The organism is Acidobacteriota bacterium, from assembly GCA_016715115.1.
Lineage (GTDB): Bacteria > Acidobacteriota > Blastocatellia > Pyrinomonadales > Pyrinomonadaceae > JAFDVJ01.
This window is the reverse complement of the sequence record JADKBM010000011.1, coordinates 386065-411077: the sequence shown is the minus strand read 5'-3', so window position 1 is coordinate 411077 and position 25013 is coordinate 386065. Positions and strand designations below refer to the sequence as shown.

At 56.5% G+C, this 25013-nt stretch carries 17 protein-coding genes and 1 tRNA gene; 9 read left to right on the top strand and 9 right to left on the bottom strand.

The features are described 5' to 3' along the window. Nucleotides 1-33 precede the first annotated feature (33 nt). From trpB to IPN69_10540, 3 genes are read right to left on the bottom strand one after another with little or no spacing between them, the layout of a single operon-like run. A complete protein-coding gene (gene trpB, locus IPN69_10550; protein ID MBK8811153.1) occupies nt 34-1221 on the bottom strand; it encodes a tryptophan synthase subunit beta in 1188 nt (395 codons plus the stop codon). After that, nucleotides 1211-3679: a serine/threonine protein kinase gene (locus IPN69_10545; protein MBK8811152.1), complete on the bottom strand. Its 2469-nt coding sequence runs from the start codon at nt 3677-3679 to the stop codon at nt 1211-1213. Before IPN69_10545 ends, trpB begins: the two co-directional genes overlap by 11 nt. After that, nucleotides 3669-4229, bottom strand: coding sequence for a sigma-70 family RNA polymerase sigma factor (locus IPN69_10540; GenBank protein ID MBK8811151.1), 561 nt, complete (start codon nt 4227-4229; stop codon nt 3669-3671). The genes IPN69_10545 and IPN69_10540 overlap by 11 nt, the downstream gene beginning before the upstream one ends. Before the next feature lie 113 nt (nt 4230-4342). Here IPN69_10540 and IPN69_10535 point away from each other — a divergent pair, with 113 nt between their 5' ends. Beyond that, nucleotides 4343-12388: a right-handed parallel beta-helix repeat-containing protein gene (locus tag IPN69_10535; GenBank protein ID MBK8811150.1), complete on the top strand. Its 8046-nt coding sequence runs from the start codon at nt 4343-4345 to the stop codon at nt 12386-12388. Nucleotides 12389-12666: 278 nt separating this feature from the next. Here IPN69_10535 and IPN69_10530 read toward each other — a convergent pair whose 3' ends face one another. Genes IPN69_10530 through trpD form a run of 4 tightly spaced genes read right to left on the bottom strand, consistent with a single transcriptional unit; the run spans nt 12667 to nt 15631 of the window. Then, a complete protein-coding gene (locus tag IPN69_10530) occupies nt 12667-13305 on the bottom strand; it encodes a phosphoribosylanthranilate isomerase (protein ID MBK8811149.1) in 639 nt (212 codons plus the stop codon). Then, nucleotides 13292-13798: a DUF2127 domain-containing protein gene (locus tag IPN69_10525; protein ID MBK8811148.1), complete on the bottom strand. Its 507-nt coding sequence runs from the start codon at nt 13796-13798 to the stop codon at nt 13292-13294. Before IPN69_10525 ends, IPN69_10530 begins: the two co-directional genes overlap by 14 nt. Continuing rightward, nucleotides 13795-14577: an indole-3-glycerol phosphate synthase TrpC gene (gene trpC / locus IPN69_10520; protein MBK8811147.1), complete on the bottom strand. Its 783-nt coding sequence runs from the start codon at nt 14575-14577 to the stop codon at nt 13795-13797. The genes IPN69_10525 and trpC overlap by 4 nt, the downstream gene beginning before the upstream one ends. A 58-nt stretch (nt 14578-14635) precedes the next feature. After that, nucleotides 14636-15631, bottom strand: a complete 996-nt coding sequence (gene trpD, locus IPN69_10515; protein MBK8811146.1) for an anthranilate phosphoribosyltransferase — start codon at nt 15629-15631, stop codon at nt 14636-14638. Nucleotides 15632-15931: 300 nt separating this feature from the next. Between trpD and IPN69_10510 the strand changes: the two genes are divergently transcribed. Both IPN69_10510 and IPN69_10505 read left to right on the top strand, forming a co-directional pair. Then, entirely contained in the window at nt 15932-16885 is a 954-nt protein-coding gene (locus IPN69_10510) for an arginase family protein (GenBank protein MBK8811145.1), read from the top strand. Between the two features lie 22 nt (nt 16886-16907). After that, a complete protein-coding gene (locus IPN69_10505) occupies nt 16908-17168 on the top strand; it encodes a hypothetical protein (GenBank protein MBK8811144.1) in 261 nt (86 codons plus the stop codon). On the opposite strand, the gene IPN69_10500 is transcribed toward IPN69_10505, so the two are convergent. Both IPN69_10500 and IPN69_10495 read right to left on the bottom strand, forming a co-directional pair. After that, entirely contained in the window at nt 17146-18414 is a 1269-nt protein-coding gene (locus IPN69_10500; protein MBK8811143.1) for an ABC transporter permease, read from the bottom strand. The genes IPN69_10505 and IPN69_10500 overlap by 23 nt on opposite strands. Nucleotides 18415-18480: 66 nt before the next feature. After that, nucleotides 18481-19746 carry an ABC transporter permease gene (locus IPN69_10495; GenBank protein ID MBK8811142.1) on the bottom strand — a complete coding sequence of 422 codons (1266 nt, stop codon included), beginning with the start codon at nt 19744-19746 and terminating at the stop codon, nt 18481-18483. Nucleotides 19747-20037: 291 nt separating this feature from the next. Between IPN69_10495 and IPN69_10490 the strand changes: the two genes are divergently transcribed. From IPN69_10490 to pheS, 6 genes are all read left to right on the top strand, one after another. After that, nucleotides 20038-20112, top strand: a tRNA-Val gene (locus tag IPN69_10490). Between the two features lie 267 nt (nt 20113-20379). Continuing rightward, entirely contained in the window at nt 20380-22350 is a 1971-nt protein-coding gene (gene thrS / locus IPN69_10485; GenBank protein ID MBK8811141.1) for a threonine--tRNA ligase, read from the top strand. A gap of 142 nt (nt 22351-22492) precedes the next feature. After that, nucleotides 22493-22996: a translation initiation factor IF-3 gene (locus IPN69_10480; GenBank protein MBK8811140.1), complete on the top strand. Its 504-nt coding sequence runs from the start codon at nt 22493-22495 to the stop codon at nt 22994-22996. A gap of 84 nt (nt 22997-23080) precedes the next feature. Next, the gene (gene rpmI / locus IPN69_10475; protein ID MBK8811139.1) at nt 23081-23284 is read left to right on the top strand and encodes a 50S ribosomal protein L35; all 204 of its coding nucleotides are present in this window, start codon (nt 23081-23083) and stop codon (nt 23282-23284) included. 96 nt (nt 23285-23380) lie between these two features. Next, the gene (rplT, locus tag IPN69_10470; protein ID MBK8811138.1) at nt 23381-23758 is read left to right on the top strand and encodes a 50S ribosomal protein L20; all 378 of its coding nucleotides are present in this window, start codon (nt 23381-23383) and stop codon (nt 23756-23758) included. A 137-nt stretch (nt 23759-23895) separates the two neighbouring features. After that, entirely contained in the window at nt 23896-24993 is a 1098-nt protein-coding gene (gene pheS, locus IPN69_10465) for a phenylalanine--tRNA ligase subunit alpha (GenBank protein ID MBK8811137.1), read from the top strand. Nucleotides 24994-25013 lie beyond the last annotated feature (20 nt).

Below are 25013 nucleotides of genomic sequence, written 5' to 3'. Positions count from 1 at the left end.
CCGAAGCTCAAAGCTCGCGGCTCGAATCCAAACTCAGCCGATCATTTCCCGCACCTGACTGACATCCTTGTCACCCCGACCCGATAGATTAACGATCAGGTTTCGTGCCGGTGACATCTGCGGCGCAATTTTGATGACGTGCGCGATCGCGTGCGAGCTTTCGAGCGCGGGAATGATGCCTTCGGTCCGCGAAAGCGTCTGAAATGCCGCGAGCGCCTCGTTGTCGGACGCCGAGACGTATTCGACACGGCCGAGATCGTGCAGAAACGCGTGTTCCGGGCCGATCGAAGCGTAATCGAGGCCGGCCGAAACCGAATGCGTCAGCGCGATCTGACCGTTCGGATCCTGCAGCAAATAGCTTTTCGTTCCCTGCAGAACACCCACCCGGCCGCCGTCCATAAAGCGTGCCGCGTGGTCGCCGAGGCCCGATCCGCGCCCGCCGGCTTCGACGCCGATCATTTTCACGGATTCGTCGTTAAGAAACGGATGAAAAAGGCCGATCGAGTTCGATCCGCCGCCGACGCAGGCGATCAGAAGATCCGGCAAACTTCCCGTCTGTTCAAGGATCTGCTCGCGCGCTTCGCGACCGATCACGGATTGAAAATCCCGCACCATCAGTGGATACGGATGGGGTCCGAGCGCCGAGCCGAGCAAGTAATAGGTCGTCTCGACATTCGTCACCCAATCGCGCAACGCCTCGTTGATCGCGTCCTTGAGCGTCCTCGAACCGGAATCGACGCCGCGAACTTCGGCGCCGAGGAGTTGCATCCGAAAGACGTTCAACTCCTGCCGGCGCATATCTTCCGTGCCCATATAAACGACGCAATCGAGCCCGAAGAGCGCGCAAACGGTGGCCGTCGCAACACCGTGCTGGCCGGCGCCCGTCTCGGCGATGACGCGCTTCTTGCCCATCCGGCGAGCCAGCAAAACCTGGCCGATGGCGTTGTTTATCTTGTGCGATCCGGTGTGTCCGAGATCCTCACGCTTGAGAAACACCTGCGCGCCGCCGAGAATTTCCGAAAGCCTTCGGGCGTGGAAAAGCGGCGTCGGACGGCCCGAAAAATCTTTCAGCAAATGCAAGAATTCTGCTTGGAATCCGGCATCGTCACGAACCGAGAAATATGCGTCGGTCAATTCCTCAAGCGGCGACATCAGTGTTTCGGGGACAAAACGCCCGCCGAATTCGCCCCAATAACCACGCTCATTTGGCTCAAAATCCATGGCTTGATTCTTTCAGATTGGCTTCGGTCTTGTCCAACATCTCAAAGATTTCCCGTGATCTGCGATTAGGCGGAACATTCGCCCGGTAAAAAGCGGCCGTCGCGCGAAGAAAAGGCAAGGCTTCCGAAAAGCGATTCTGATGATACAAACCTTCGCCGAGGCTGCTTTGGTATTTAGCGCCATCCGCACCCGGAATCGTTTCATACATCGAAAGCGCCTTCTGCAACACCGCGCGTCCTTCCACCTCGCGGCCGGCCCGGAGAAGGTCATTCGCAAGGTCCGCGTACAGAATGCCCATTCCGGGATCATTGGCCGCGATTGATCGAAGAGCGATGGCGATCTGCTTCCTTGTAACTTCACTCCTCGCCGCGAAATCCTGCTTGTCTTCAAGAATCGTCTTCAGAATCAGAATCGTCTTACCGACCGATGCCGTAGATCCCGCATTCTGAGGGATCGAATCGATCCGGCCTTTGAGAATACCGATCGCGACGGACAGATTTCCTTTCGCGGCTTCGAAACGAACGCGATACTCAGTAATTGCATCTCGCAGATTCTCGTCCGGAAGTTCGGCTATCAACGACTCGCCGCGCTTAAAGAACTCTTCGGCCGGCCCCGTGTCACGTGTTTCGGCGAGTACGACCGCGAGATTGAAATACTGGCGAATCGTGTTGTAGTGTTTTTCACCGTCGTGGCGGCGAAACAACTCCAATGCCTGCCGGAAAAATGCGATCGCCGCCGCCGGATCCCTGTAATCGTCACTTAGCACTTCACCGTGATTCTCCAGCAGGTAAGGCAGATTTCGATTGTCCGGGTCCACTTCGCGAAACATTGCGATCGCCTCTTCGCTGAGCTTGAAGGACGTTGTAACCCGACCCAACCGTTGATTTGCAGCCGATAAATAATAGAGATCTTTCGCAACTTCGGCGTGGCGTTCCCCGAAATACCGCCGTCGGACCGTCAGCGCACGTTCGGCGTGAAACAGCCCTTTCTCATTTAGGTTGCGTGACAGATAGATCTCCGCGTATTTATGATGAAGCTCGGCCTGCACGTCCGGATCGTCCGGAAACTCGGTCTCTATCTTCTCCGCGAGTTCGTCCAAAACCTCGCTGAGCTTCGCCTCACCGCCCGTACTTCGTCCTTCGGCATACCACGCCGGATTGGCAAAGTTGAGGATCTTCTCCATAAACGCCGTGATTTTTTTTGATTTTGCCGATTCCCTTTCGGCCAGCGCACGGGTTTCGTTGGCGATTCTTGTCTGGTACAGCGAAACCGCCAAACCGCCAACGAGTGCGGCAAACACCAGAAAGCCGGCAGTTACGGCAACGCGGTTTCGACGGACGAACTTCGCCGTTCGATAAGAAAGCGTGTTCGGTCGCGCCGAAACCGGGCGACCGTCGAGACAATTCTCGATATCCCGCGCAAAATCCTCGACCGACGCATAACGCCGTTCCGGTTCTTTGCGCAACGCCAACAGAATCACGTTGTCGATGTCGCCCTTCAGCAACTGACTGCGGCGCGCGGATGCCGACGGGATCGACGAAGGCGTCCGCGGCTCCGAATTAACGACCGTTCCGATCACTTCATCGAGGCTCCTATTGTCGGTCGCAAAGGGCCGCGAATCCGTCAGCATTTCGTAGAGCACAACGCCGAGACTGTAAATATCCGATGCGGTCGTGATCGATCTGCCAAGCAATTGTTCGGGCGATGCGTAAGCCGGCGTTAGCGCACGGAAGATCGTTTTCGTCCGATCCGTTTCCGCGCCCGCATCGGTCAGCCGTGCGAGGCCGAAATCGAGCAGTTTCGGTTCGCCGTCGCCGCTGACGAGAATGTTCGACGGTTTAATGTCGCGGTGGACGATCAGATTTCGATGGGCATATGCGACCGCTCGGCAGACTTTCAGAAACAGCTTGAGCCGTTCGCGGACCGAAAGTTCATTTTGCCGGCAAAAATCGGTGATCGAAACGCCGTCGATAAATTCCATCGCGAGAAACGGCTGGCCGTCTTCGGTCAGGCCGCCGTCGATCAGAGTCGCGATGTTGGGATGCTGAAGTTTGGCGAGAATCTGCCGTTCGGCGAGAAAACGCCTGATCGATTCGCCGTCGGCGATGGTCTGGCGGCTGAGTTTGACGGCGACGTTCTTCTCGAACTCGCCGTCGTCGCGCGCGGCAAGATAAACTGCGCCCATCCCGCCTTGACCGATTTCACGAATGATCCGGTAATTACCGACGACTTTTTCAAGGCTGTTTCCATGCGGAAGAACGCCCTCGATCCGCGCCGCCGGTTTTTCGATAAAATCTTCGCTTTTTTCAAATGCCGCAAGCAGCGATTCGATTTCGCGGCGAAGCTCGGGCGCATCGCCGCAGAGTTCGTCCAAAAAACCCGCGCGTTCACCCGGCGAGAGTTCGAGCGCTTCCGAGAATAGTTCCTTGATGTTTTCGTGCGAATGCTTATCCGTCATTTTCGAGGCGGCGAAACAGCCAGGCTTTCGCAAAATTCCAGTCGCGCGAAACGGTCATCGTCGAGACACTGAGCGCGTGCGCCGTTTCCTCAATGGTCAAACCGGCGAAAAAACGAAGTTCGACGATTCTCGATTGGCGTTGGTCGAGCTTTTCCAACTCCTTCAGCGCGTCGTCGAGATCGACAAGATCTATTTCGCGGTTTTTCGAGAAGCTGATCGCTTCTTCGAGCGCGAGTTTTTGCAAGCGTCCGCCGTGTATGTCGGCCTTTTTGCGCCGCGCGTGGTCGACCAGAATATGTCGCATGACCTGCGCCGCGACGGCGAAGAAATGGGCGCGGTTCTGCCAGCTGACGTTCTCCCAATCGACGAGCCGGATATATGCCTCGTGAACGAGCGCCGTCGCCTGCAAAGTATGGTCGGAGCGTTCCTTTTTGAGGTAACTGTTCGCCAGTTTCCGCAGTTCGTCATAAACCAACGGAAGAAGAATCTCGGGCGCGGAAACATCGCCGTCGTTGATCTTATCGAGCAGTAAGGTCACGTCCTGTGGCATTTTCTTCAAAATCTAAACGGTTGATTTAGCTGAGATTATACATAGTTTCGAGGCGCTTGAAAATTTTTCTGACAAGAAATGATGCAATCCGCCGTGCGATTTCGCCTTGCACTATGAAAGACATTATACCTGCGGCAAAAAAGCGGACGGCCGATGCGGTTTGTCGGCGTGAATCGGTCAAATACGAAAATGTCTTTCACGGTTTTCATTTTCAAAAGGAAGAGGTGCTTATGCGATCGTTTCGATTGGTTTTTTTGGTCTTGACGGCGGCGGCTTTTGGTTTGGCTCAGATTTTCGGTTCATTTTCGGTGGCCGGACAGGAAGGCGATTCGGAGAATAGGCCCTCCGAAAAGGCTCCGACGATAAAGTCGGCACCGAACGGTTTCCCGCTCGTCAGTCTGAGAGACGGCTTTGAACTCAACGCATCGCCCGGCGACCGCAAAACGGCCGATGCCACAAAGTCCACAAGCGCTGATTTCGATTCGGACGGTGTCGCCGACCTCGTCATTGCCGACCAGAGCGGCGGGATGCGTTTCCTTAAAGGCAACTCTCGATTCCTAACCAATTCGCAAGTTGATCCTTTTTCCGAAACTGACTTGATGGCGACTGTCGGCGTAATTCCCGAGTTTTTCGAGCACGGCGATTTCAACGCTGATGGCCAGCGGGACATTCTAGCCGCGCGACGGGGCGATAGATCGATCGTCCTGCACGCCGGACTCGGGAACGGACAATTTGCGCCGCCGTTGAGGATCGAACTCGACGGCCCGCTTACAGCTCTCGCTGTTGGAGAGATCGGCCGCGTCGACGGTCAAACCGACGTCGCCGTTGCAATAACGGGCAAAGACGGCGCACAGCTGCGTGTTTTCGAACATCCTGCCGGGGCATTCAAGCACAAGCCTGAAATCATCGCGCTTCCGTCTGCGGCGCAATACATCGCGACCGGATTTCTCGGCGCTGACGGTTATTCCGACATCGCCGTCGCGTGCGGAAGCAAGATCGTGCTCGTCCAGGGCCGCGGCCAGGTCACGCCGTGGGACATTCTCCGGCCAAAGGAAATTCAGCGTCCGAAAGCCGTCGTTTTGACGAAAACGTTATCGGGAAACATCAACGGACTCGCTATCGGTCAATTCACAAACGACAGCAGATTGTCGCTCTCGGTTCTCACAAGCGACGGAACCGTCCAGACATTCGCTCCGGCGCGCGCCGAAAAGTCGACGAATTTCGCCAACGCCGCGTTGCCAAATGTTGCACGAAAACCGGTCGCATTCGTCCCGACCGACGTTGACGCCGCGAGCTTTTCGGGAATTCAGGATATGCCGCAGACGGCAAACACGGACGAAACGCCTGCAATTGACGGGATCGATCCGAACCTGAGCGGCGCCGAGCAGCGTGCCGCGCGAGAAGCGATAATGAAGCTCGATGCCGCGGAGTTTGCCAAACTTACGCCGGAGGAACAATCGGCAATGATCGCAAACGCGAAACAAGAAGCTTTCGTAAACAACGAAAAATCGCGCGAGAACTTCCTCAAAACGGTCGCCGCCGTTCCGGTCGATTTCGCCGCCTGGGAAGCGAAATCGATCATTCGCGACGCGCGGCTCGCAACGGGCAGCGTCGCCGGCCTGACCAAGGCCCGAATCGGCTTTAGCGGAAAAGACGACCTGGTGCTGATCGACGCCGCATCGAATAGCCTGAACGTGATCGCGGAAACGACGGACGGGAACGGCCTGACGACGACCCAGGTTTTCTCTTTCGAATCTGAGTCGACACCCGTCGCGGTCCTGCCTGTGCGCCTCAACCTCGACGCCAAAAGCGATCTCGTCGTCCTTCGAAAAGGTTCATCTCAGCCGACGCTTCTGCTCTCTGCCGCGACGCTCAATTTAACCGTCAACACGAACCTTGACGGCCCTTCGAGCTGCGAAGACGCGGGGCCGTGCACGCTTCGCGGGGCGATCATCAAGGCAAACGGCAGCCCCGGGACGCAAATCGGATTCGACATTGCGTCTAATCCGACGATCGCCGCGACGAGCGAACTACCGGTTGTTCGCGGCAATGGGACAATTATCAACGGGCTCGCGGTAAATCTACCGGGCGTCGAAATCGACGGCACAAACGCCGGTGCCGCTGACGGCATCAAGATCCGCACGAGCGACGCCATCGTCGCCGGACTTGCGATCAACTCGTTTAAGGGGATCGATGACGGGAACGGCAGTCTTGTCGGCGGCAACGCTCTGACGATCGAATCGACTCAGCTTTCTCCGAACAACGGGAACAACTGGGTTTTCGCGAACTATCTCGGCACGGACCTTAACGGTTCGACCGACAAGGGCAACAATGCCGGACTCAATATCTTTGACTCGCACGACAACCAGATCGGCTTCACCGATCCGACGTATCGTCAGCTAATCTCGGGCAACGGCGACGCCGTCGCGAACGAGCCGGGGATCGGCATCACGACAACCGACAGCGTTCGCGGAAATTTTTGGGGCAACATCATCGGCCTCAACATCACGGGCGCCGTCGCAATGCCGAATTCGGCCGGCGTTTTTCTGACGGGTTCGCAAAATGCGATCGGCGGCGACAATTTCGGCGAAGGCAATACGATTTCCGGCAATACGAAGGCGATTCTCAATGGTTTCGGTACTTGTTCTGGCGAGGGACTTGTTGTTTTTCCGCTGACTACGCTCGACGAAAACGGAAATCCGACCGGCGATTTATTGACATTCGAAAACAGAATTCAGGGAACGCGGATCGGTACCGATGTAAATGGCACGATCGCGGTCGGAAACTGCCGCGAGGGCATTCTCGCGTCGCCGGTCACCGCGACGGCTATCGGTTCGATCACCGAACGCGGCCGGAACACGGTTTCGGGCAATGGCTGGGGCGGCATAAGCTGCCTCGGAGACGTCGACTCTTCGGTCTCGTCCGATTTCGGATTCTGCTCGATCGCGGGCAACAATGTCGGCACCGACGTCACGGGAACGGTTGGCATTCCCAATACTCTGGTCAGCGGTGTCGGAGGCCTGGGCCTCGTTACATTGAACGGCATCAACGTTATTCACAACCGGAATTTCGGGACGGTCGGGTTCCCGCTTGGCTTCACAATGGGCGAAAGCTGTACCGGATTCTGCAATCTCGTCAATGGGGTGATTTACAGGAGCGGCAGATTCGGCGAAGTCGGAATCTTCAGCAACTATACCGGTGTCAACAAGACCGGGACGGCAAGCTTAACGAATTTTCCGACGAACTACGCGGAACTGTCCGGCGTGAGGGCGTCGCGCGGGAATACGATCGTCGGCGACTGGGCGATCGCAGAATCGACTCCGGTTTCCTTCGGCAACCTGATCTCCGGAGGCTACTGCGGCGGCCTTATCCTCGGGTCGTCGGTCCGCAACAACGCGTTCGGAAGAGTTCGTGCAAAAGCCAATTTGATCGGCACCGACGCGACCGGAACCTTTGCGATTCCGAACAACGTCGCAGGCTCCGAAAACTGCGGCGAGGGCGGCGTTAGCCTCAGCAACTTCTTCGGCGATCTGGAACTCGGCGGAACGCTGGACCAGGAGAAAAACGTCGTCGCCGGAAATTTCGGCAACGGACTCACGGTAACCAACGAGGCCGGTGAACTTCGGATCATCAACACTTTCATCGGCGTCAACAAATTCGAGCAGCCGCTCGGCAATTCGCTCAACGGGGTTCAGGTATTCGGCGGCGGTCAAACGACAATCGGCGGAGCCGGCGGCAACGAGCGAAACATAATAAGCAACAACACGAAAGCCGGTATCGCGGCGATTGCAGGTAACGATTTCACGGTCAGAAGTCTGGAAATAATCGGAAATTCGATCTTCGCCAACGGCGAACTCGGCATCGATCTGATGCGCGTGGACACTCCGATTCCCTACCCGAACGACGGCGTCAACACAAACGATTGCTACGACGGCGACGACGGCGCCAATTCCTTGCAAAACTATCCGACACTGATCGCGCCGATCTTTACCGCCGCCAATGTGACGGTCCAGGGCGTTTTGCGCAGCACTCCGCGTGGGACATTCAGGGTCGATTTTTACTCCAATAACCAAACGGACTCGAGCAATTACGGCGAGGGCGAGATTTTTCTCGGCTCCGAGACTGTAACGACCGACGGCAACGGTTTCGTATCGTTGTTCTTCATCTCCGACGGACCTGTCCCGTCAAGTCATTTGATTACCGCGACCGCCACGAACAGCGACGGCGAAACGTCCGAGTTCTCCTGCGCCGCCGGTGTTTGCACGGCTGCCGCGAACCTTGAGGAGCTGATCGATTCTCTTGGCGTAGTCTGCGCCGTACCGCTCGTTGTAACGACCACCAGCGACCTCCCGGACGGCAACGCAAACGACGATCTGTGCGACATTGACACATCGAATACCAATCCGAACGAGTGCTCGCTGCGCGCCGCAATCGAATTCGCCATCACGCGGGAGACGTCGGTGGTTCTCATTGAGTTTGACATACCCGGCGAGGGAGTTAAGGTAATCCGTCCCGCGTCCGCACTTCCGACAGTAACGAAAAAACTCCGCCTTGACGGGCAAAGCCAACCCGGATACGCCGGCGGCCCGCTGATCGAGATTCGCGGCGACCTTGTCGATGGGAATGCAAACGGACTGACGTTTAGCGGCGCGGGCAGCGGATCGGTCGTGGACGCCCTCGCGATCAACAGTTTTCTCGGGGCAGGCATCGAGTTCAACGGCGATAACGGCTTGGTTAAGAACAGTTTCATCGGACTTTATGCCGACGGTCTTACGTTCGACCCGGCCCGAAGGCAGGCGATCGGTATCAGCTTGAGGAACTCAAAAATCGTCACAATCGGCGACGAGGACGAACCGAATGTCATTTCCGGCAATCAGGAGGGAATCAGGATTTCTGGCGGCTCCAGCAATCGGGCTGTAAGCAACTTTATCGGCGTCGACAAAGACATTGACAAGATTTTTGTCGGGGAAGACTTTCAGTACGGAAACTTTACCGGCATCCGGATCATCGGGTCGAATTCCAACATCATCGGAAGAAGGCTCGTACCCAACTATGTTTCATCCAATCGCGACACGGGAATTGAGATAGCCGGGAATTCCAATGCGGTCGAGGGCGTCAATCTTGGCATCGACGAAACAAGCCTGCGGCTTCCGAACGGCCAGTTCGGCATCGACGTGATTTCCGGCAATACGAATGTAATCGGGGGAACGCGCGAAGGAGCTGGAAACGTTATCTCAGCGCATGATGTGACGGGCGACTCGACGGGGATCCAGATTCGCAACACCGCCGGCATCGGGACCCTAATCGTCGGCAATCAGATAGGTCTTAACCGAAGCGGAAACTCAGCGCGGCCGAACAATTTTGGAATTCGAAACTACGCGCGGGGAACGCTGATCGGAAATGTCGCTGCGGTCAATAATATCGTCTCGAAGATCGCCGGCATTCTGCTCTCCGGCGAGAACTCGTCTATTAGCGGCACTGAGCTGCGGTACAACCTCATCGGTACCAACACAACCCGGGAACCCTTTGACCTCGGCGAAGCGACGCCGACCGGAATTGACCTCCGCGGCAACGGCACCGGTGTCACGATCGTCAACAACCTCGTCGCCTACAACAGGTACGGTATCTATCTCAAAGGCAACGGATTCACCATCGGTGAGGATACCGGAAGACGCGAATTCCCCGCGATCTCGAAAAACGATATCTTCGGCCAGCGCGAAAGTGGTATCTGGGTTGATGCGACGTCTTCCGGCAACACGATTGCAAACAACCTGATCGGAACGCTCGACAACCTTAGGGAACGGTATCGAAACAGATACGGAATTCGTCTTCAGGGAAGCAATAACAACGTTGTCCAGAACATTATTTCGGGGAACACCGATGTAGGTATCTTCATCGAAAAGGGCGAGGCGGATCCCGTCGAACAGAATAATCGGATCGAAAACAACCGCATCGGAACCGACGAAGCCGGAACGGGCGGGGCTCCAAATAATATCGGCGTCTTTTTGGCCAACGGCGCTCGTGCAAACGAGGTCTTCAAGAATCTGATCTCGGGCAACGACACCGGCATCAGGCTATCCCTGACTGAACCGGGATTGCAGGCCGTCTCCGGCAATTTCATTTATTCAAACAAAATCGGTACCAACAAAGACGCCACCGCCGGAATCGGAAACCGAATCGGTATTGTTATCGCCGACGGCTCGGTAGGCAACACGATCGGCGGCAGCCCAGGGATTCAGGTCGGTTTCGGCAGCGGCAACGTAATCTCCGGCAACACCGAAATCGGCGTTAAAATCGCGAAGCTTTCTAATCTGGATATTCCGGCGCCGACGCAGAACGTCCTCGTGCGCAACCGGATCGGTGTCGGTCCGCGCCCGGATGCGTCGGCAACTTCGCAGCAAATTCTTCTGATCCCGAATGGAATCGGAATTCACGTTGGTAACGGTGCGAACAACAATACCATCGGCGGCGCTCTGGGAAACTTCACATCATCAAATCACGACGGCAATATCGTCTCCGCGAATCTCAACTTGGGAATCGCCGTTTGCCCGATTTTAACGGGCGTCGTCTGCCCGCCGGCTCCCGGCGCGACGGTTCCTATCCGCAACAAGATCACCGGCAATCTCGTCGGACTCTCGGATTGGGGGGAAATTCTTGATCGGATTCTTCTCGCACCGAACCGGACCGGCGGCATCCTCGTTCAGGACAGTTCCGAAAACTTCGTCGGGCAGCAAGATTCCGGCGGTGAGCGTTTCGGGAACGTCGTCGTCGCGAATAATGGCAACGGCATCGGCATCGAGGGCACGATACCCGTTCCGACCCAGAGCACGACGCGGCGGAACCAGGTCGTTCGAAATTTCGTCGGCGTAACGCCAACGGGACAAAGCCTCGGCAACACCGGAAACGGGATCTATGTTTTCAATACGATTTCCACACGGATCATTTCAAATGATCTGCTGAATAACGTCAACTCCGGGATCTTTTTCAGGAATAACTTCACGGCGAGTTTCGCCGGAAACTCAACCGCACCGGGAGGAAACCAGAACGACCCCGCGATCATTGTCGGCAACAATATCGGCGTTATGCGCGACGATAGCGGGGCGCTCGTTGTGGGAGGAAATCAACAAAACGGAATCCGGCTTGAAGATATCTCCGACGTTTCCGTTGGCCTTGCAGACGTCAACGAACCGCGGAACGTGATCGCTGCAAACGGCGGAGACGGGATCGTCGTGAAGGGAGCGGGTTCAAACAACATTGCGATCAAGAACAATTCGGTCGGCACCGACGCGGACGGCACGCCCGGCATCGGCAACGGTTCCAACGGCATTTTCGTAACCGACGGTGCCGGGACAATTTTGATCGGCGGCCCTGAAGAAAACTCTGGAAACGTGATCACGGCAAGCGTCGGCGCGGGGGTCCGAATCGATGAAACAGCAGGGACAGGCATTCTTGTCGATCCGAATGTAATCAGTGGAAACGGCGGACTCGGCATCGATTTGAACCTTCTGGGATTGTCTCTGAACGATGCTGGCGACTCGGACGGCGGTGCGAACAAGGGACAAAACTACCCGGAAATTTCGGGTTTGTCGATTAATGGGAGCGGCGATCTGGTGATCCAGTACGAGGTTGATTCTTCGCCGGCGAATTCGAATTATGGGGCGAACGGTCTTTATGTCGAGTTCTTCATCGCCGACGGCAGCGGCGAGGGCGCTGAGTTTATCGGTTCGGATCGATACACGACTGCCGATCACAATGGTTCGTTGGCCGGCACAAAGACCGTGAATCTCGGCAACGCGCTACTGCTCGGTTTCGAGACCGGCGACCACGTCACATCGACCGCGACCGACGCGGACAACAACACGTCCGAATTCACTCCGGTGCTCGCACCGACCGCAGCCGGCGTCGAAGTCTCGGGCAAGGTTATGACGAATGACGGGCGCCCGATATCGAGCTCGCTCATAACTTTGACGGATGACCGGGGAAACACGGTTTCGACACGGTCCAATCAATTCGGCCGCTACGGATTTGACGATGTCGAGGTGGGCCGCACGTATGTTCTGGCGATTACCAGCAGAAGATTCGTGTTTGAAAACCCGTCGCGGATAATTCAGGTTGACGACAACCTGACCGACGCGGATTTCACGGGGATACCTCAGTAGTCCGACCTGGAATCATACAGGCCGCGGGAGTTCCAGCTTACCGCGGCCCGTATCGCTATCGATTTGCTGATGCGGCCGCGCGGGTTTGCCCGCGAATCTCCGCCAATCGGCGCGAATTAGATTCTGTCCGAACCCGCACGAACAAACCGCCTCTAAGAGGTCCGTCCGGTGGCCCAATTTCAAAAGACCGGCATTTTTCGGCGCGCTTCGGACTGGATTTCTATTCGCATTGGCGAAGGTTCGAGGGCAAAGCTCGCTACTGTGCGTTTTGGGTTCAATCAAGGGGTTCCCGCTCCCTTTTTTATGACTGAAACAAATCTGAGTAGTTTCTCTCTGTCTTTCCTTCCCTTTTCGGATTCCAGCAAACTGCAGGAATCGACGGCAAACGGTTGAACTTTGCGGATCGCGGAGTCGACGTTTTCGCCGCTCAACCCACCGGCAAGATAGAGCGCCGGAACAAGCCGCTTTACTCTGCGAGCAATTTCCCAATCAAAAATCGCGCCGGTTCCGCCGTGCTCGTGCGGATTGTATGCGTCGAGCAGAATCGCGTCGACGTCATATTTCAAAACAACTTCGGGCCGAAAATCGGGCGAAACGCGAAACGCTTTGATCACTTCAAGTCCGGTCCGCACTTTGACTTCCGCCGCGAACCCGGGCGATTCGCCGCCGTGCAACTGGATCGCGTCGAGTTTCGCGATCCGGGCCGTTTCGAGGATCGACTCAATTGGCTCATCGACAAAAACGCCCACCTTTACAACAACGGTTTTCAACCGATCGACGATCGCGCCGACCGCTTCCGGTGTAACAAATCGCGGGCTCTTCGGATAGAAATTGAATCCGAGCGCATCGGCGCCGCACCGCACCGAGAGTTCCGCATCCTCGAAATTCGTGATCCCGCAAATCTTAACGAGCGTCATTGAGTTCCGCCTTTTCGTCCTTTAGCCGCGTCGCCAAATACCACACGATGAATAAGTTAACGACAAGCGCCGCGACCCGCAAGAACGTGAACTTCTCGATTATCTCGTAGATCTCGACCGGGATCAGCAAGGACGTCGCGATCACCGTCAGCATTTCCGCCCAGCGTTTTTCAAGCCACAATCCGACGCCTTCCGTGATCTGGAGCGCCGAGTACAGAAAGGAACCGACACTGAACGCGATCAGGTTGTTGCGGTTGATCCCGGCGATCTTTTCGATCAATCCGTGAACGATCTTGTTTTCGGGATCGATCCGGTGCCGCGCAATGAAATCCGCGAACCACTCGCCGACATCGCGATTGAGCAGCGTCAGTAACTTGATCGCCACGACAAACAGTAAAATTCCCTTCAGAAGCTTGACGCCGGCAAGCAAATGAATCGTCCAGTGCCGCTCTTTCGGGGTCTGATTCCGGTATCGGATATGCGGTTTGTTCATCGCCAGGATTTTAGCATTTCGCGGGCGTCAGCGCCGCGCATAAGCGTTTCGCCGATCAGAAATCCGGAGAATCCGAGCCCACGAAGTTCCTCGATCTCGGCGCGCGTCGAAAGCCCGCTTTCGGTGACCATCAGCGATCCGTCGGGCGCGTATCTTATGAGTTCACGAGAAACATCGAGCGACACTTCAAAACTCCTGAGATCGCGATTGTTGATGCCAATCAGCCGCGGATTGATCTTTTTGACGCGTTCGAGTTCCTCGCGCGTATGAACCTCCACGAGCGCGTCGAGCCCGAGGTCCGCATCCGCCAATCGATAAAGCCCCGCGAGCGTCGCGTCGTCGAGCATCGCCGCGATCAGCAGGATCGCGTCCGCACCGGCGGCGGCGGCTTCGTAGATCTGAAACTCGTCATAGACGAAATCCTTGCGTAGAAGCGGGAGCGCGACCGCGGTGCGAGCGGCGCGCAGATCCTCGAGACTGCCTTGAAAAAGATCTTCTTCGGTCAAAACCGAGATCGCCGCCGCGCCGCCTTCATCGTACATTCGCGAGGTTTCCGCGACATCGATTTCGGCATTGATCACGCCTTTCGAGGGCGAAGCGCGTTTGATCTCGGCGATGACATTGATCGAATCGCGCGAGAGCGCTTCGGATAGCCGGTGACGTGGCCGTGTCCCGCGCGCCGATCCTACAAGGGACCGCAAATTCTCGAGATCGCAGTTCGCCTTCGCCGCCTCGACGCGGACGCGTTTCAATTCCAGAATCTGTTCAAGAAATTGCATCCTATCCGCTATCACCAGTCAGTTTCATCTACTCCGAAACTTCCCACAATCGGGCAGCTCAAGCGTTAGTCCTGACCTTTAGCTCCTCCAATTTCCGGATCGCCCGCCCGCTCGAGATGCTCTCACGCGCGAGCGCGGCCGCCTCGTCAAAGCCCGCCGCTTCACCGCCGACAAACAGTGCGGCGGCGGCGTTCAAAAGGACGAGGGACATCGCCGGGCCGGTTTCGGTTCCGTCCAGGACACTTCTGACAATTTCCGCGTTTCGTTCCGCGTCCCCGCCCCGGAGCCCGGCCATCTCTTTGTCCGAAACGCTCTCGATACCGAAATCTTCGGGACTGACCTCGAAAACATCGACACCGCGAGGCGTCACCTCGGCGATGCGCGTCGTTCCGTTAAGGGTGAGTTCGTCCAAACCGTCGAGCCCGTGAACGACCCACGCCTTTTGCGTCCCGAGAGTGTTCAGCGTCTCGGCGACTTTGGCGACAAGATTCTCGTGCCAGACACCCAACACCTGAAACGGCGCGCCCGCCGGATTAGTCAGCGGCCCGAGAAGATTGAAGGTCGTATGCACGCCCAACTCACGGCGGACCGCGGCGACCCGCGCCGTCGAAGCGTGATAGAGCGGCGCGAACATAAAGCACATTCCGATCTCGTTCAAGCACGCTTCCGAGACTTCGCGGCCTGCCGAGACATTTACGCCGAGAGCCGCAAGCACATCCGCGCTTCCCGACTTCGACGTTGCCGCGCGGCTGCCGTGTTTCGCGACCGGCAAGCCCGCGCCGGCAATAACGAACGCGGCGGCGGTCGACACGTTGAACGTCTTGACGCGGCTCGATCCCGTTCCGGCGGTATCGATGAACCGTTCGTGGACCGGATCGATCCGCGCCGCGTGTTCGCGCATCGCCAGTGCCATCCCGGCAAGTTCTTCGGACGTGTCGCCCTTGATCGCGAGCGCCACCAGGGCCGCGGCGATCTGCGAATTGTTGGACGATTCCGAAAGCAATGCATTGAGCAGTCCGCGCGCTTCGTCACGAGCGAGGTCGATTCCCCCCATCAATTTGAGAAGAATCGACTTCAAAGCGTCTGGAGGAGCCTCGTCGGTGCGCGCGGGCAATTTCAACAAAAATGAAGAGTCGCTGTGCATAAATACAAAAAACCCGCGACCAGATCGTTTTCGGGCCACGGATTCCTAATTTCTCGAGCAAAAAGAAGTTAGCGGGAAACCGTCGGCAAACGCCATCCGCGCGACCATCTAAGTTCGGCAATAATGCGGCTTCCGACGATGTTCATAATCCTCGACTTCATCTCTCTGTGCTATCATACTTATATTCAAACGAACCGGAAATTGCAAACTATGCAAGAGATCTTCGAAGTCACAAACCGTCCGTCGGACGCACTTTTCTTCCGGAATCACGACCGTCAGGACGTGCGTCTCGGCGAGTTGGTTTCATCGGAGATCGACCACTATGGGAATTCGGATGTCGTCATTGTCGGATGTCCCGACGATGGCGGCATCGTCCGCGCCGGCGGACCGGCCGGGGCATCTTCCGCGCCGGACGCGATCCGGGAACATTTTTACAGGCTCTCGAACTTCGGTATTCATCGGAAGATCTTCGATCTCGGGAACATCGTGACCGACGGCGATCCTGAGCGAACCCACGAGCGTCTGCGAATCGTTTCCGATGCCGTCCTGCGCGACGGGAAACGACTCATTGTGCTCGGCGGGGGCGGCGACATCGCTTATCCGAACGGCGTCGCAATGTCCGAGATCTTCGGCCGTGACAGATGGCTCGCGATCAACGTCGATGCGCGTCTGGATATTGCCGAGAAATCCGAGATCACGAGCGAGACGCCTTTTCGCAAACTGCTCGAAGCCGACCTAATCCTTCCGTCTTACCTTTACGAGATCGCCTTTCAGACGCAGGACGTTTCACCGGTCCACTACCGTCATTTGGTCGAGATCGGATCGAAACTAATAAGCCTCGAGATGCTTCGATCGCGAAACGCCGCGGATACGGAACTTCGCGAGACGATCCGGCAGGAGTTCATCCATCACAGCCGGACGATGAACGTTTTTTTCTGTTTTGACCTTCAGGCCGTCCGCGCTTCGGAGGCGCCGGGAGTTACGAGGCCGAGTCCGTTCGGGCTTCGTGCCGGAGAGTTTTTGAAACTCGTCGAATTCGCCGCCGACCTCGTCAACACAAAACTGATCGCGTTCGCCGAGGTCAATCCCGGATCCGACCAAAACGGTCAAACCGCAAAGCTCGTCGCGATCGCGATGCACCGCATCTGCAGCGCAAAACTCTGAATTCGGATTTGCGATTTGCGATTTGCGATTGCAGAATTCCAGAGATTCCAGATTCCAGATATTCCAGATTCCGGAGATTCCAGATTCCGGAGATTCCAGATTCCGGAGATTCCAGATTCCAGAGATTCCAGAGATTCCAGATTCCAGATTCCAGATTCCAGACCTGGAACTTGGAATCTGGAATTTGTGGAATCGCAAATGCCAAATCCCAAATCCCAAATCGCAAATCGCAAATCGCAAATCGCAAATCCCAAATCCGTTCATTCTCCGCGCATCGCGTTGACCGGATCGAGGTTCGCAGCGCGGGCGGCGGGATAAATTCCGGCGACGAGACCGATCGCGACCGACGTTATGAATCCGGAGAGGACCGCCCAAAGCGGCACGACCGTCGGGAAACTGACCAGCAAGCGAATCAAAAAGGCGAAAGCGAGCCCGATGAAGATTCCGGCCAGCCCGCCGATTCCGGTGAGCGTCATCGCCTCGATCAAAAATTGCAGCAAAATGTCATTTTTCCGAGCGCCGAGCGCGCGCCTGATGCCGATCTCCGCCGAACGTTCGGTTACCGAAACGAGCATTATGTTCATCACGCCGAGTCCGCCGACGAGCAGGCTCGCGAGGGCGATCGGAACGACGATCAGCGCGAGCCCGGCGATGGCCTGATTGACGATCGTAAAAACCTGTTCCGCGCGGTTGACGCCGAAATTGTTCGGCGCGCCTGCCGCGACTCCGCGGCGCTGGCGAAGAAGCGCGGAAACTTCGTCGGTCGTTTCGTCCGTTTTGCCCTGAGCGGCGCGCACGACGATCGCCGTGCCCTCGATCTCGGGGTAGTTCTTGAGCGCAGTGTCAAATGGGATGTAAACCGTTCGCAGGTCTATCTCGTCACTCCCGATGACTCCCTGCCCGGCGGGGTCGGCGAGCACGCCGACAACGCGAAACAGTTTTCCATCGATCTTTATCTCTTTTTCGAGCGGATCCTCTTCCTCGAATATCTGGCGCGCGATGCCATTCCCGATGACCGCGACCGGCGCCCTGGCGCGGCGTTCGGATTCGACGAAGAACCTGCCGCTTTCAAGCGGCACAGAAACGATCTCGGGGAAATTTTCCCACACGCCGAGAATCAGCGGATTGTAACCGTCCCGGCTCTTGTAGTTGATCTTCGGCGGATTCGCGGTCGGCCCGTAGCTGCCGCGAATCTTTTGCGGCGAGACGCCGAGCGGCGTCGGAAGCCCGGAAACCGCGAGCGCGTCCTCATAAGTCAAATCCTTGCGCTGGCGCTCCTCGGCGGTCGGGCGATCGAAGGACGGCCCGATCCGTTCTTCTTTGGTGAACCAGATCGTGTTCGGCGCGGAGTTCTCGGTGACCTCGGCGACGCGCTGTGAAAGTCCTGTGAGAATCGCGCCGACCATCGAAACAACCGCCGTCCCGATGATAACGCCGGTAAGCGTCAGCGCCGCCCGCAACTTATGCGATCGCAACGAGCCGAAAACGGTCCCGATCGTATCCCTGAAAAGTTGGCGGTTGATGTTCATACCCACATTTCATTGCCGCGGATATCGCCGGAGTCCGGTCCGCCGTCACGGCACGCAAAAAAACCGTCATTCGCTGCGCAAAGCCTCGATCGGATCGAGCCGCGACGCCCGCCGCGCCGGGAGAACGCCAAAGACGATTCCGATCAAACACGACAAAAGGATCGCCGCACCGACCGCCCGCAGCGGCAGCGCGATCGGAAAACCCGTCAGGATCGCTGCCGTTTTGACCACCACGTAAGCCAACGCAAGTCCGATCAATCCGCCGATCAGCGTCAGGAGCGTCGCCTCGAACAGAAACTGGGTCAAGATATCGCGCCGCCGCGCTCCGATGGCGATTCTGATCCCGATCTCGCGCGTTCTTTCAGTTACCGAGGCGAGCATCATATTCATCACGACTACGCCGCCGACGACGAGCGCGATCATCGTCAGCGGATACGTGATCGTCGCGACCAGACCCGTCAGCGTCTCGGTAAACGCCTGGACGCTCTTTGCCGTCGTCAGACTGAAATCGTCGGCAACACCGGATTCGAGCTTTCGCATAATTCGAAGTGCGACGCGAACCGTGTCCTCCGTTTCGGTGACTGACATCCCGGTCTCCGGTTTCGCGCGCGCAAGCAGAGAAAGCGAACGCGAGCGACCGCCGAATATCTTGGCGAACGTGCCGAGCGGAATCAGCGCAAAACCGTCCTGCGACGCGCCGAACAACGATCCGCGGGGTTCGGCGACACCGACGACCGTGTATGGAAGTTGCCCGATCCGGATCTCACTGCCAAGCGGATCGGTCGTCGGAAAAAGTTCGTCGACAAGGTCGGTGCCGATTATCACGACATTCGATCGGTAGAAATCGTCGGTCGGAGTAAACTCACGGCCACGCGCGACCTTGATCGTCGTCAGCGCGGTAATATTTGAGGTCACGCCTTGAACAACAACCCCCTCCAACGTCCTCTCACCTCGCCGGACCGGGAGTCCGGCATCGGCCTGCGCCCCGACTTCGATCGTTTCCGAAAGCCGGTCTCGAAGCCTCTGAAGTTCGTCGTTGTAGATGTCGGGACGCCGCGACAGAGCGGTGACGAACTCCTGGCCGTCGCCGGAAAAGTCCTGAAAAGCCGCCTTATCGACGCGAACGACGTCCGGTGCGAAGTTCGCCGTTTGCGAAACGATAAAATTGCTTGCCCCATCGAGAAGCGCTGAAACGAGCGCGACGACCGCGACGCCGATGACGATCCCGATGATCGTCAAGAACGAACGCAACCGATGCGCGCGGACCGAATCCCAGGCAACCTTGAGAAACTCCGCCCAACGTTCAAAAATGCTGCGAATCTTCGCTGACAAACCCTTCTCTCGCCCCCTGACCACAAGCCGACTGCTCTTTTCAATGATAGTTGCCGTTGCCCCGAAAGAGAAACGCGAGACGCTCTTCTTCCGGACCATCTACCGCGAATTTATGCCCATCGCCGGAGCTCGGTGGCCGGCTTCTGGCGGGCTCAGCGCATTCCGACCGTTCGCGCTGCGAGTAGCCGGATCTTTCAATTCGTTAAGTAAATCGCACGGAATCAGGCGCGTAACTTGACACTTGGCGACCTTTTTTGGCATTCTATCAATTCGCTTTTTGCAGCGAATTTTAGTCAGTTAGCTCAGTGGTAGAGCACTACCTTGACACGGTAGGGGTCAGCAGTTCAAATCTGCTACTGACTACCATTTTTATTTTTCGGTAAGATGCTTTCAAAGAACTTTGCCATTTTCGGACGAACTACTACGACGCGTTTCTAATGACGCGTAATTGGCATTTGAATTAACGAATGCCCGGCAAAGTCGCTCTTATCGGATCAAATCTTTTTTCGTAGTAGGAAAATTGTTAATCGTTAGTAGTTATACGATTTCGTGATTCGGACCCGGCTTTGTCAGGTTTTTGGGCGGTGGACGTTGAAATCAGTTAACAATTAGCTATCAACCATTAACAAAGCGATGCACATAAAATTCGGTGAAATAGTCAAGGAATTTTCCGAACCGGTTTCCGTTTTGGACGCGATCAAGGCGTTCGACCGCGACGTTTTGAAAACGACGATCGCGGCCAAGGTCAACGGCGAAGAAGTCGATCTGTCGAGACAACTGGTTCCGGCGGAAGAACTGCTCGCGCTCGAACCGATCGTGACCGGCTCACGCGACGGACTCGAAGTGCTTCGACATTCGACCGCGCATTTGCTTGCTGCGGCAGTCCTTGAACTTTTCCCGGGAACGAAACTCGGCATCGGCCCCGCGCTGATGGACGACGCGCGCTACGGGTTTTATTACGATGTCATCGCGCCACGCCCGCTGACCGAAGCGGATCTCGCCGTGATCGAGAAGAAGATGAAGGAGATGGCGAAACGAAACCTCGTTTACCGCCGCGACGAGATCTCGAAATCGGAGATCCTGAACATCTTCGGAGAGCGCGAAGAACCGCTCAAATGCGAGTTGATCGCCGACAAGGTTTCCGACAGCGCGAGCGTTTACTACATAGACGGTTCTCCATTTATTGATTTTTGTCTCGGACCGCACGTCGGCCATACCGGCAAACTCAAGGCTTTCAAGCTTTTGGCGCTTTCCGGCGCCTATTGGAAGGGCGATTCGGAGCGCGAACAGATGCAACGCATTTACGGCACCGCGTTCGCTTCGCAGGACGAACTCGACGCCTGGCTGAAGCAGCGCGAAGAGGCCGAAAAGCGCGATCACCGCAAACTCGGAAAGGAACTCGATCTTTTTTCGATCCAGGACGAGTACGGTCAGGGATTCATTTTCTGGCACCCGAAGGGCGGCGCGATACGCACCGATATGGAGAACTATCTCCGCGAAGAACTGCAGAAACGTGGTTACGGAATGGTTTTCACGCCGCATATCGCGAAGCGGCAGTTGTGGCAGACCTCGGGGCACGAAGAAAACTACGCCGACGGCCTGTTCGAACCGGTCGGGATGCCGCCGAAGTTCGGTGAAGACATCGAGTTTCGTTTGAAACCGATGAACTGCCCGTTCCATATCGGCATCTACAAGTCGCATCCGCGCTCGTATCGCGAACTTCCCTTGCGCTACGCCGAACTCGGAACCGTTTACCGGGCCGAACTCTCGGGGACGCTGCACGGGCTGATGCGCGTCCGCGGATTCACGCAGGACGACGCGCATATTTTCTGCCGCCCGGATCAGGTGACCGACGAGGTCGGGGCGTGCGTCGATTTCGCATACGACGTCTTCAAGACTTTCGGATTCGAGAACTTCAAGGTCGAGCTTTCGGTCCGCGGCGGGGCGGATAACAAAGGATATCTCGGTTCGGACGCCGACTGGGAACGCGCCGAGATGGCCCTCGTCGCGGCGCTCAAGAAACGCGAGATCGGCTACGAACGTATCGAGGGCGAGGCCGCGTTTTATGGCCCGAAGATCGACATCAAGGTCGAAGATTCGATCGGTCGTTTGTGGCAACTCTCGACCGTGCAGTTCGACTTCAATCTGCCGGAACGGTTTCAGCTTGAGTTCATAGGCGACGACAACAAGCCGCATCGGCCGGTAATGGTCCATCGCGCGCTGTTCGGCTCGGTCGAGCGCTTTTTCGGAGTTTTGATCGAGCATTACGCGGGAGCTTTCCCGTTCTGGCTCGCGCCGGTTCAGGTCACCGTGCTTCCGATCACTGACCGCATCAACGAATATGCGGAAAAGATCGGCAAAGACCTCAAAGACGCCGGATTTCGCGTCGAAGTAAACTTGAAAAGCGACAAGATCGGTGCAAAAATTCGTGACGCGCAACTGCAGAAGGTTCCGTTTATGCTTGTCTTGGGCGACAAAGAACTCGAAGACAACAAAATTGCGGTACGCGAAAAGGTTAAGGGCGACATCGGACAGATGACGCTCGAGGAATTCAAGGAGTTGGCGATGAGACTCAAGTTGTCTCGAGCGCTGACAAACGACTGATGAAGATTTCGGATCTGTGATTTGGGAATTCGGATTTGTGTTAATCAATCCGCAATCGCAAATCGCAAATCCAAAATCGAGAGGGGGTAATTTTATCGCAATACACAGAGGCCGCGGACGTTTTGACAACAGACGCCAGCCGATCCATCGCACGAATGAACGAATCCGCGTTCCCGCGGTTCGGGTGATCGGCCCTGAGGGCGAGCAGATTGGAGTGATGGATACGCGCGATGCCGTGCAGCGCGCCCGCGAGGCCGGGCTCGATTTGGTCGAGATCGCCTCGAACGCGCAGCCGCCCGTCTGCCGGATCATTGACTACGGAAAGTTTCTTTACGAACAGAAGAAGAAACAGCACGAAGCCAAGAAGAAGCAGACGACGGTTCAGGTCAAGGAGATCAAGTTCCGGCCGGCGACCGACGATCACGACTACGGTTATCGAATGGAACGTGCCCGCGGCTGGCTGACTGAAGGCGATAAGGTGCGCGCGACGATCGCGTTTCGCGGTCGCGAAATGACGCACCGAGAGCTCGGGGCGGCGATCCTCGGAAAGCTCAGACAGGATCTTGCGGACATCGCTGACATCGAGGTGGCCCCGAAAATGGAAGGCTATCAGATGTTTACGATCTTTGTCCCCAAAAAGAAATAATTCGGATTTGGGATTTCTGATTTCGGATTTGTCCAGAGGACAAAATCGCAAATCGCAAATCGCAAATCACAAATGGAGTAAATTATGCCAAAACTTAAAACACACAAGGGCGCTGCCAAGCGATTCCGTTCGACGGCGAGCGGCAAGTTCAAACGTGGACACAGCCACGCGCGACATATTTTGACGAAGAAGACGAGCAAGCGTAAACGCAATCTCGACATCGACGCGCTAGTTTCGGAAGGCGATCAGAAACGCGTCGAAAAGATGTTGCCGTACGGAAGAGACTAGGCGATTTGGGATTTCGGATTTGGGATTTTGGATTGCCCGAATTCAATAAGATTCGTCTTTATTCAATAGGTTTAATGATACTAGGAGGATAATCCGATGCCTCGTGCAAAACGTGGAAATAAGCGCACCGAGAAGCGCAAAAAGATATTAGCTTTAGCCAAGGGCTATCGCGGAACCAAATCGAAACTTTATCGCTCGGCCAAAGAATCGGTCGAACGCGCGCTGAATTTCGCCTACACCGGCCGCAAACTGAAGAAACGCGATTTTCGCAAACTTTGGATCGTCCGCATCAACGCGGCTTGCCGTTTGAACGAAATGAAGTATTCGCAGTTTATGCATGGCTTGAAGCTTGCCGGAGTCGAACTCGACCGCAAAGTACTCGCGGATCTCGCGGTGAAACAGCCGGAATCGTTCGCCGCGCTCGCCGGCCAGGCGCGTGACGCCATCAGCAAACAGCCGGCCGCTGTTGCATAGTTCGGGAACGGATCGCGGAAGTTCTTGCGATCCCTCCAATCGAAAATGGCAAGGAAGAATTCGATAGATTTTTTCTTTTTCCGTTTGCGTTTTGCTTCGGCGAAACGGCGACGCGGAATAGCCTTGAGTAAAACTTGATGTCTGAAGAAAAGAAACAAGTTGAGAGGATCCGCGAAGCGTTCGAGCAAGAATTCGGACGCTTTGTTGATTTGCGGAACAAGATCAGCGATGCCGGGCTTGCGGCGGCCGAAGGCCTGCAGCGGGAGATCGGCGAGTTCAAGACGCGCCATACCGGCAAGAAAAGCGAGATCGCGAACGCCAAGAAGCTGATCGGCCGCGTCGCGCCCGAAGATCGCGGCGCTTTCGGCCAGCTCGTGCAATCGGTCGAAAAGCGCATCGTTTCGGCGATCGACGAAGCCGAAGCCGCGCTCACCGAATACGTCGCCAAGGCAAAGACCGAGCGCGAACGAGTCGACGTCACGCTTCCCGGCAGACGTCCGCGCGTCGGGCATCTCCACTTGATCACCATTTTGCGGCAGCAGATCGAGGATATCTTCGTCGCGATGGGTTACACGATCGAGGACGACCGCGAGATCGAGACCGACTATTACAATTTCGACGCGCTCAACATTCCCGAAGGGCATCCGACGCGCGAGTCGCAGGACACGTTTTATACGACGAGCGGCTTCGCGCTCCGTTCGCAGACCTCGACCGTGCAGATCCGCGCGATGGAACGCCGCGGCGTGCCGATCAGAATCATCGCGCCTGGCCGCGTCTTCCGCCGCGACACGCCGGACCCGACGCACGTCCCGATGTTCCATCAGATCGAAGGCCTGTGCGTCGACAAAGGAATCACGATGGCGCATCTCAAAGGCACCGTCGCCGAATGGCTGCGTCGTCTGTTTGGTGAGGGCACGAAGGTCCGGATGCGTCCGAGTTACTTCCCTTTCACCGAACCGAGCGCGGAATTCGATTTTTCATGTTTCAAATGCGCGGGCACGGGCCAATCCGAAGGCGCGCGCTGCCGGCCTTGCAAGGGCTCGGGCTGGATCGAACTCGGCGGCTGCGGAATGGTCCATCCGAACGTTCTCAAGAATTGCGGCGTCGATCCGCAGGTGTATTCGGGCTTCGCGTTCGGCTTCGGCCTCGAACGTATGTGCGCCCTGATGTACGCGCTCGACGACATTCGTTTGATGTTCGAAAATGATGTTCGATTTTTGGAGCAGTTCAGATAATTGTTCAGGGCTTGGCTCCT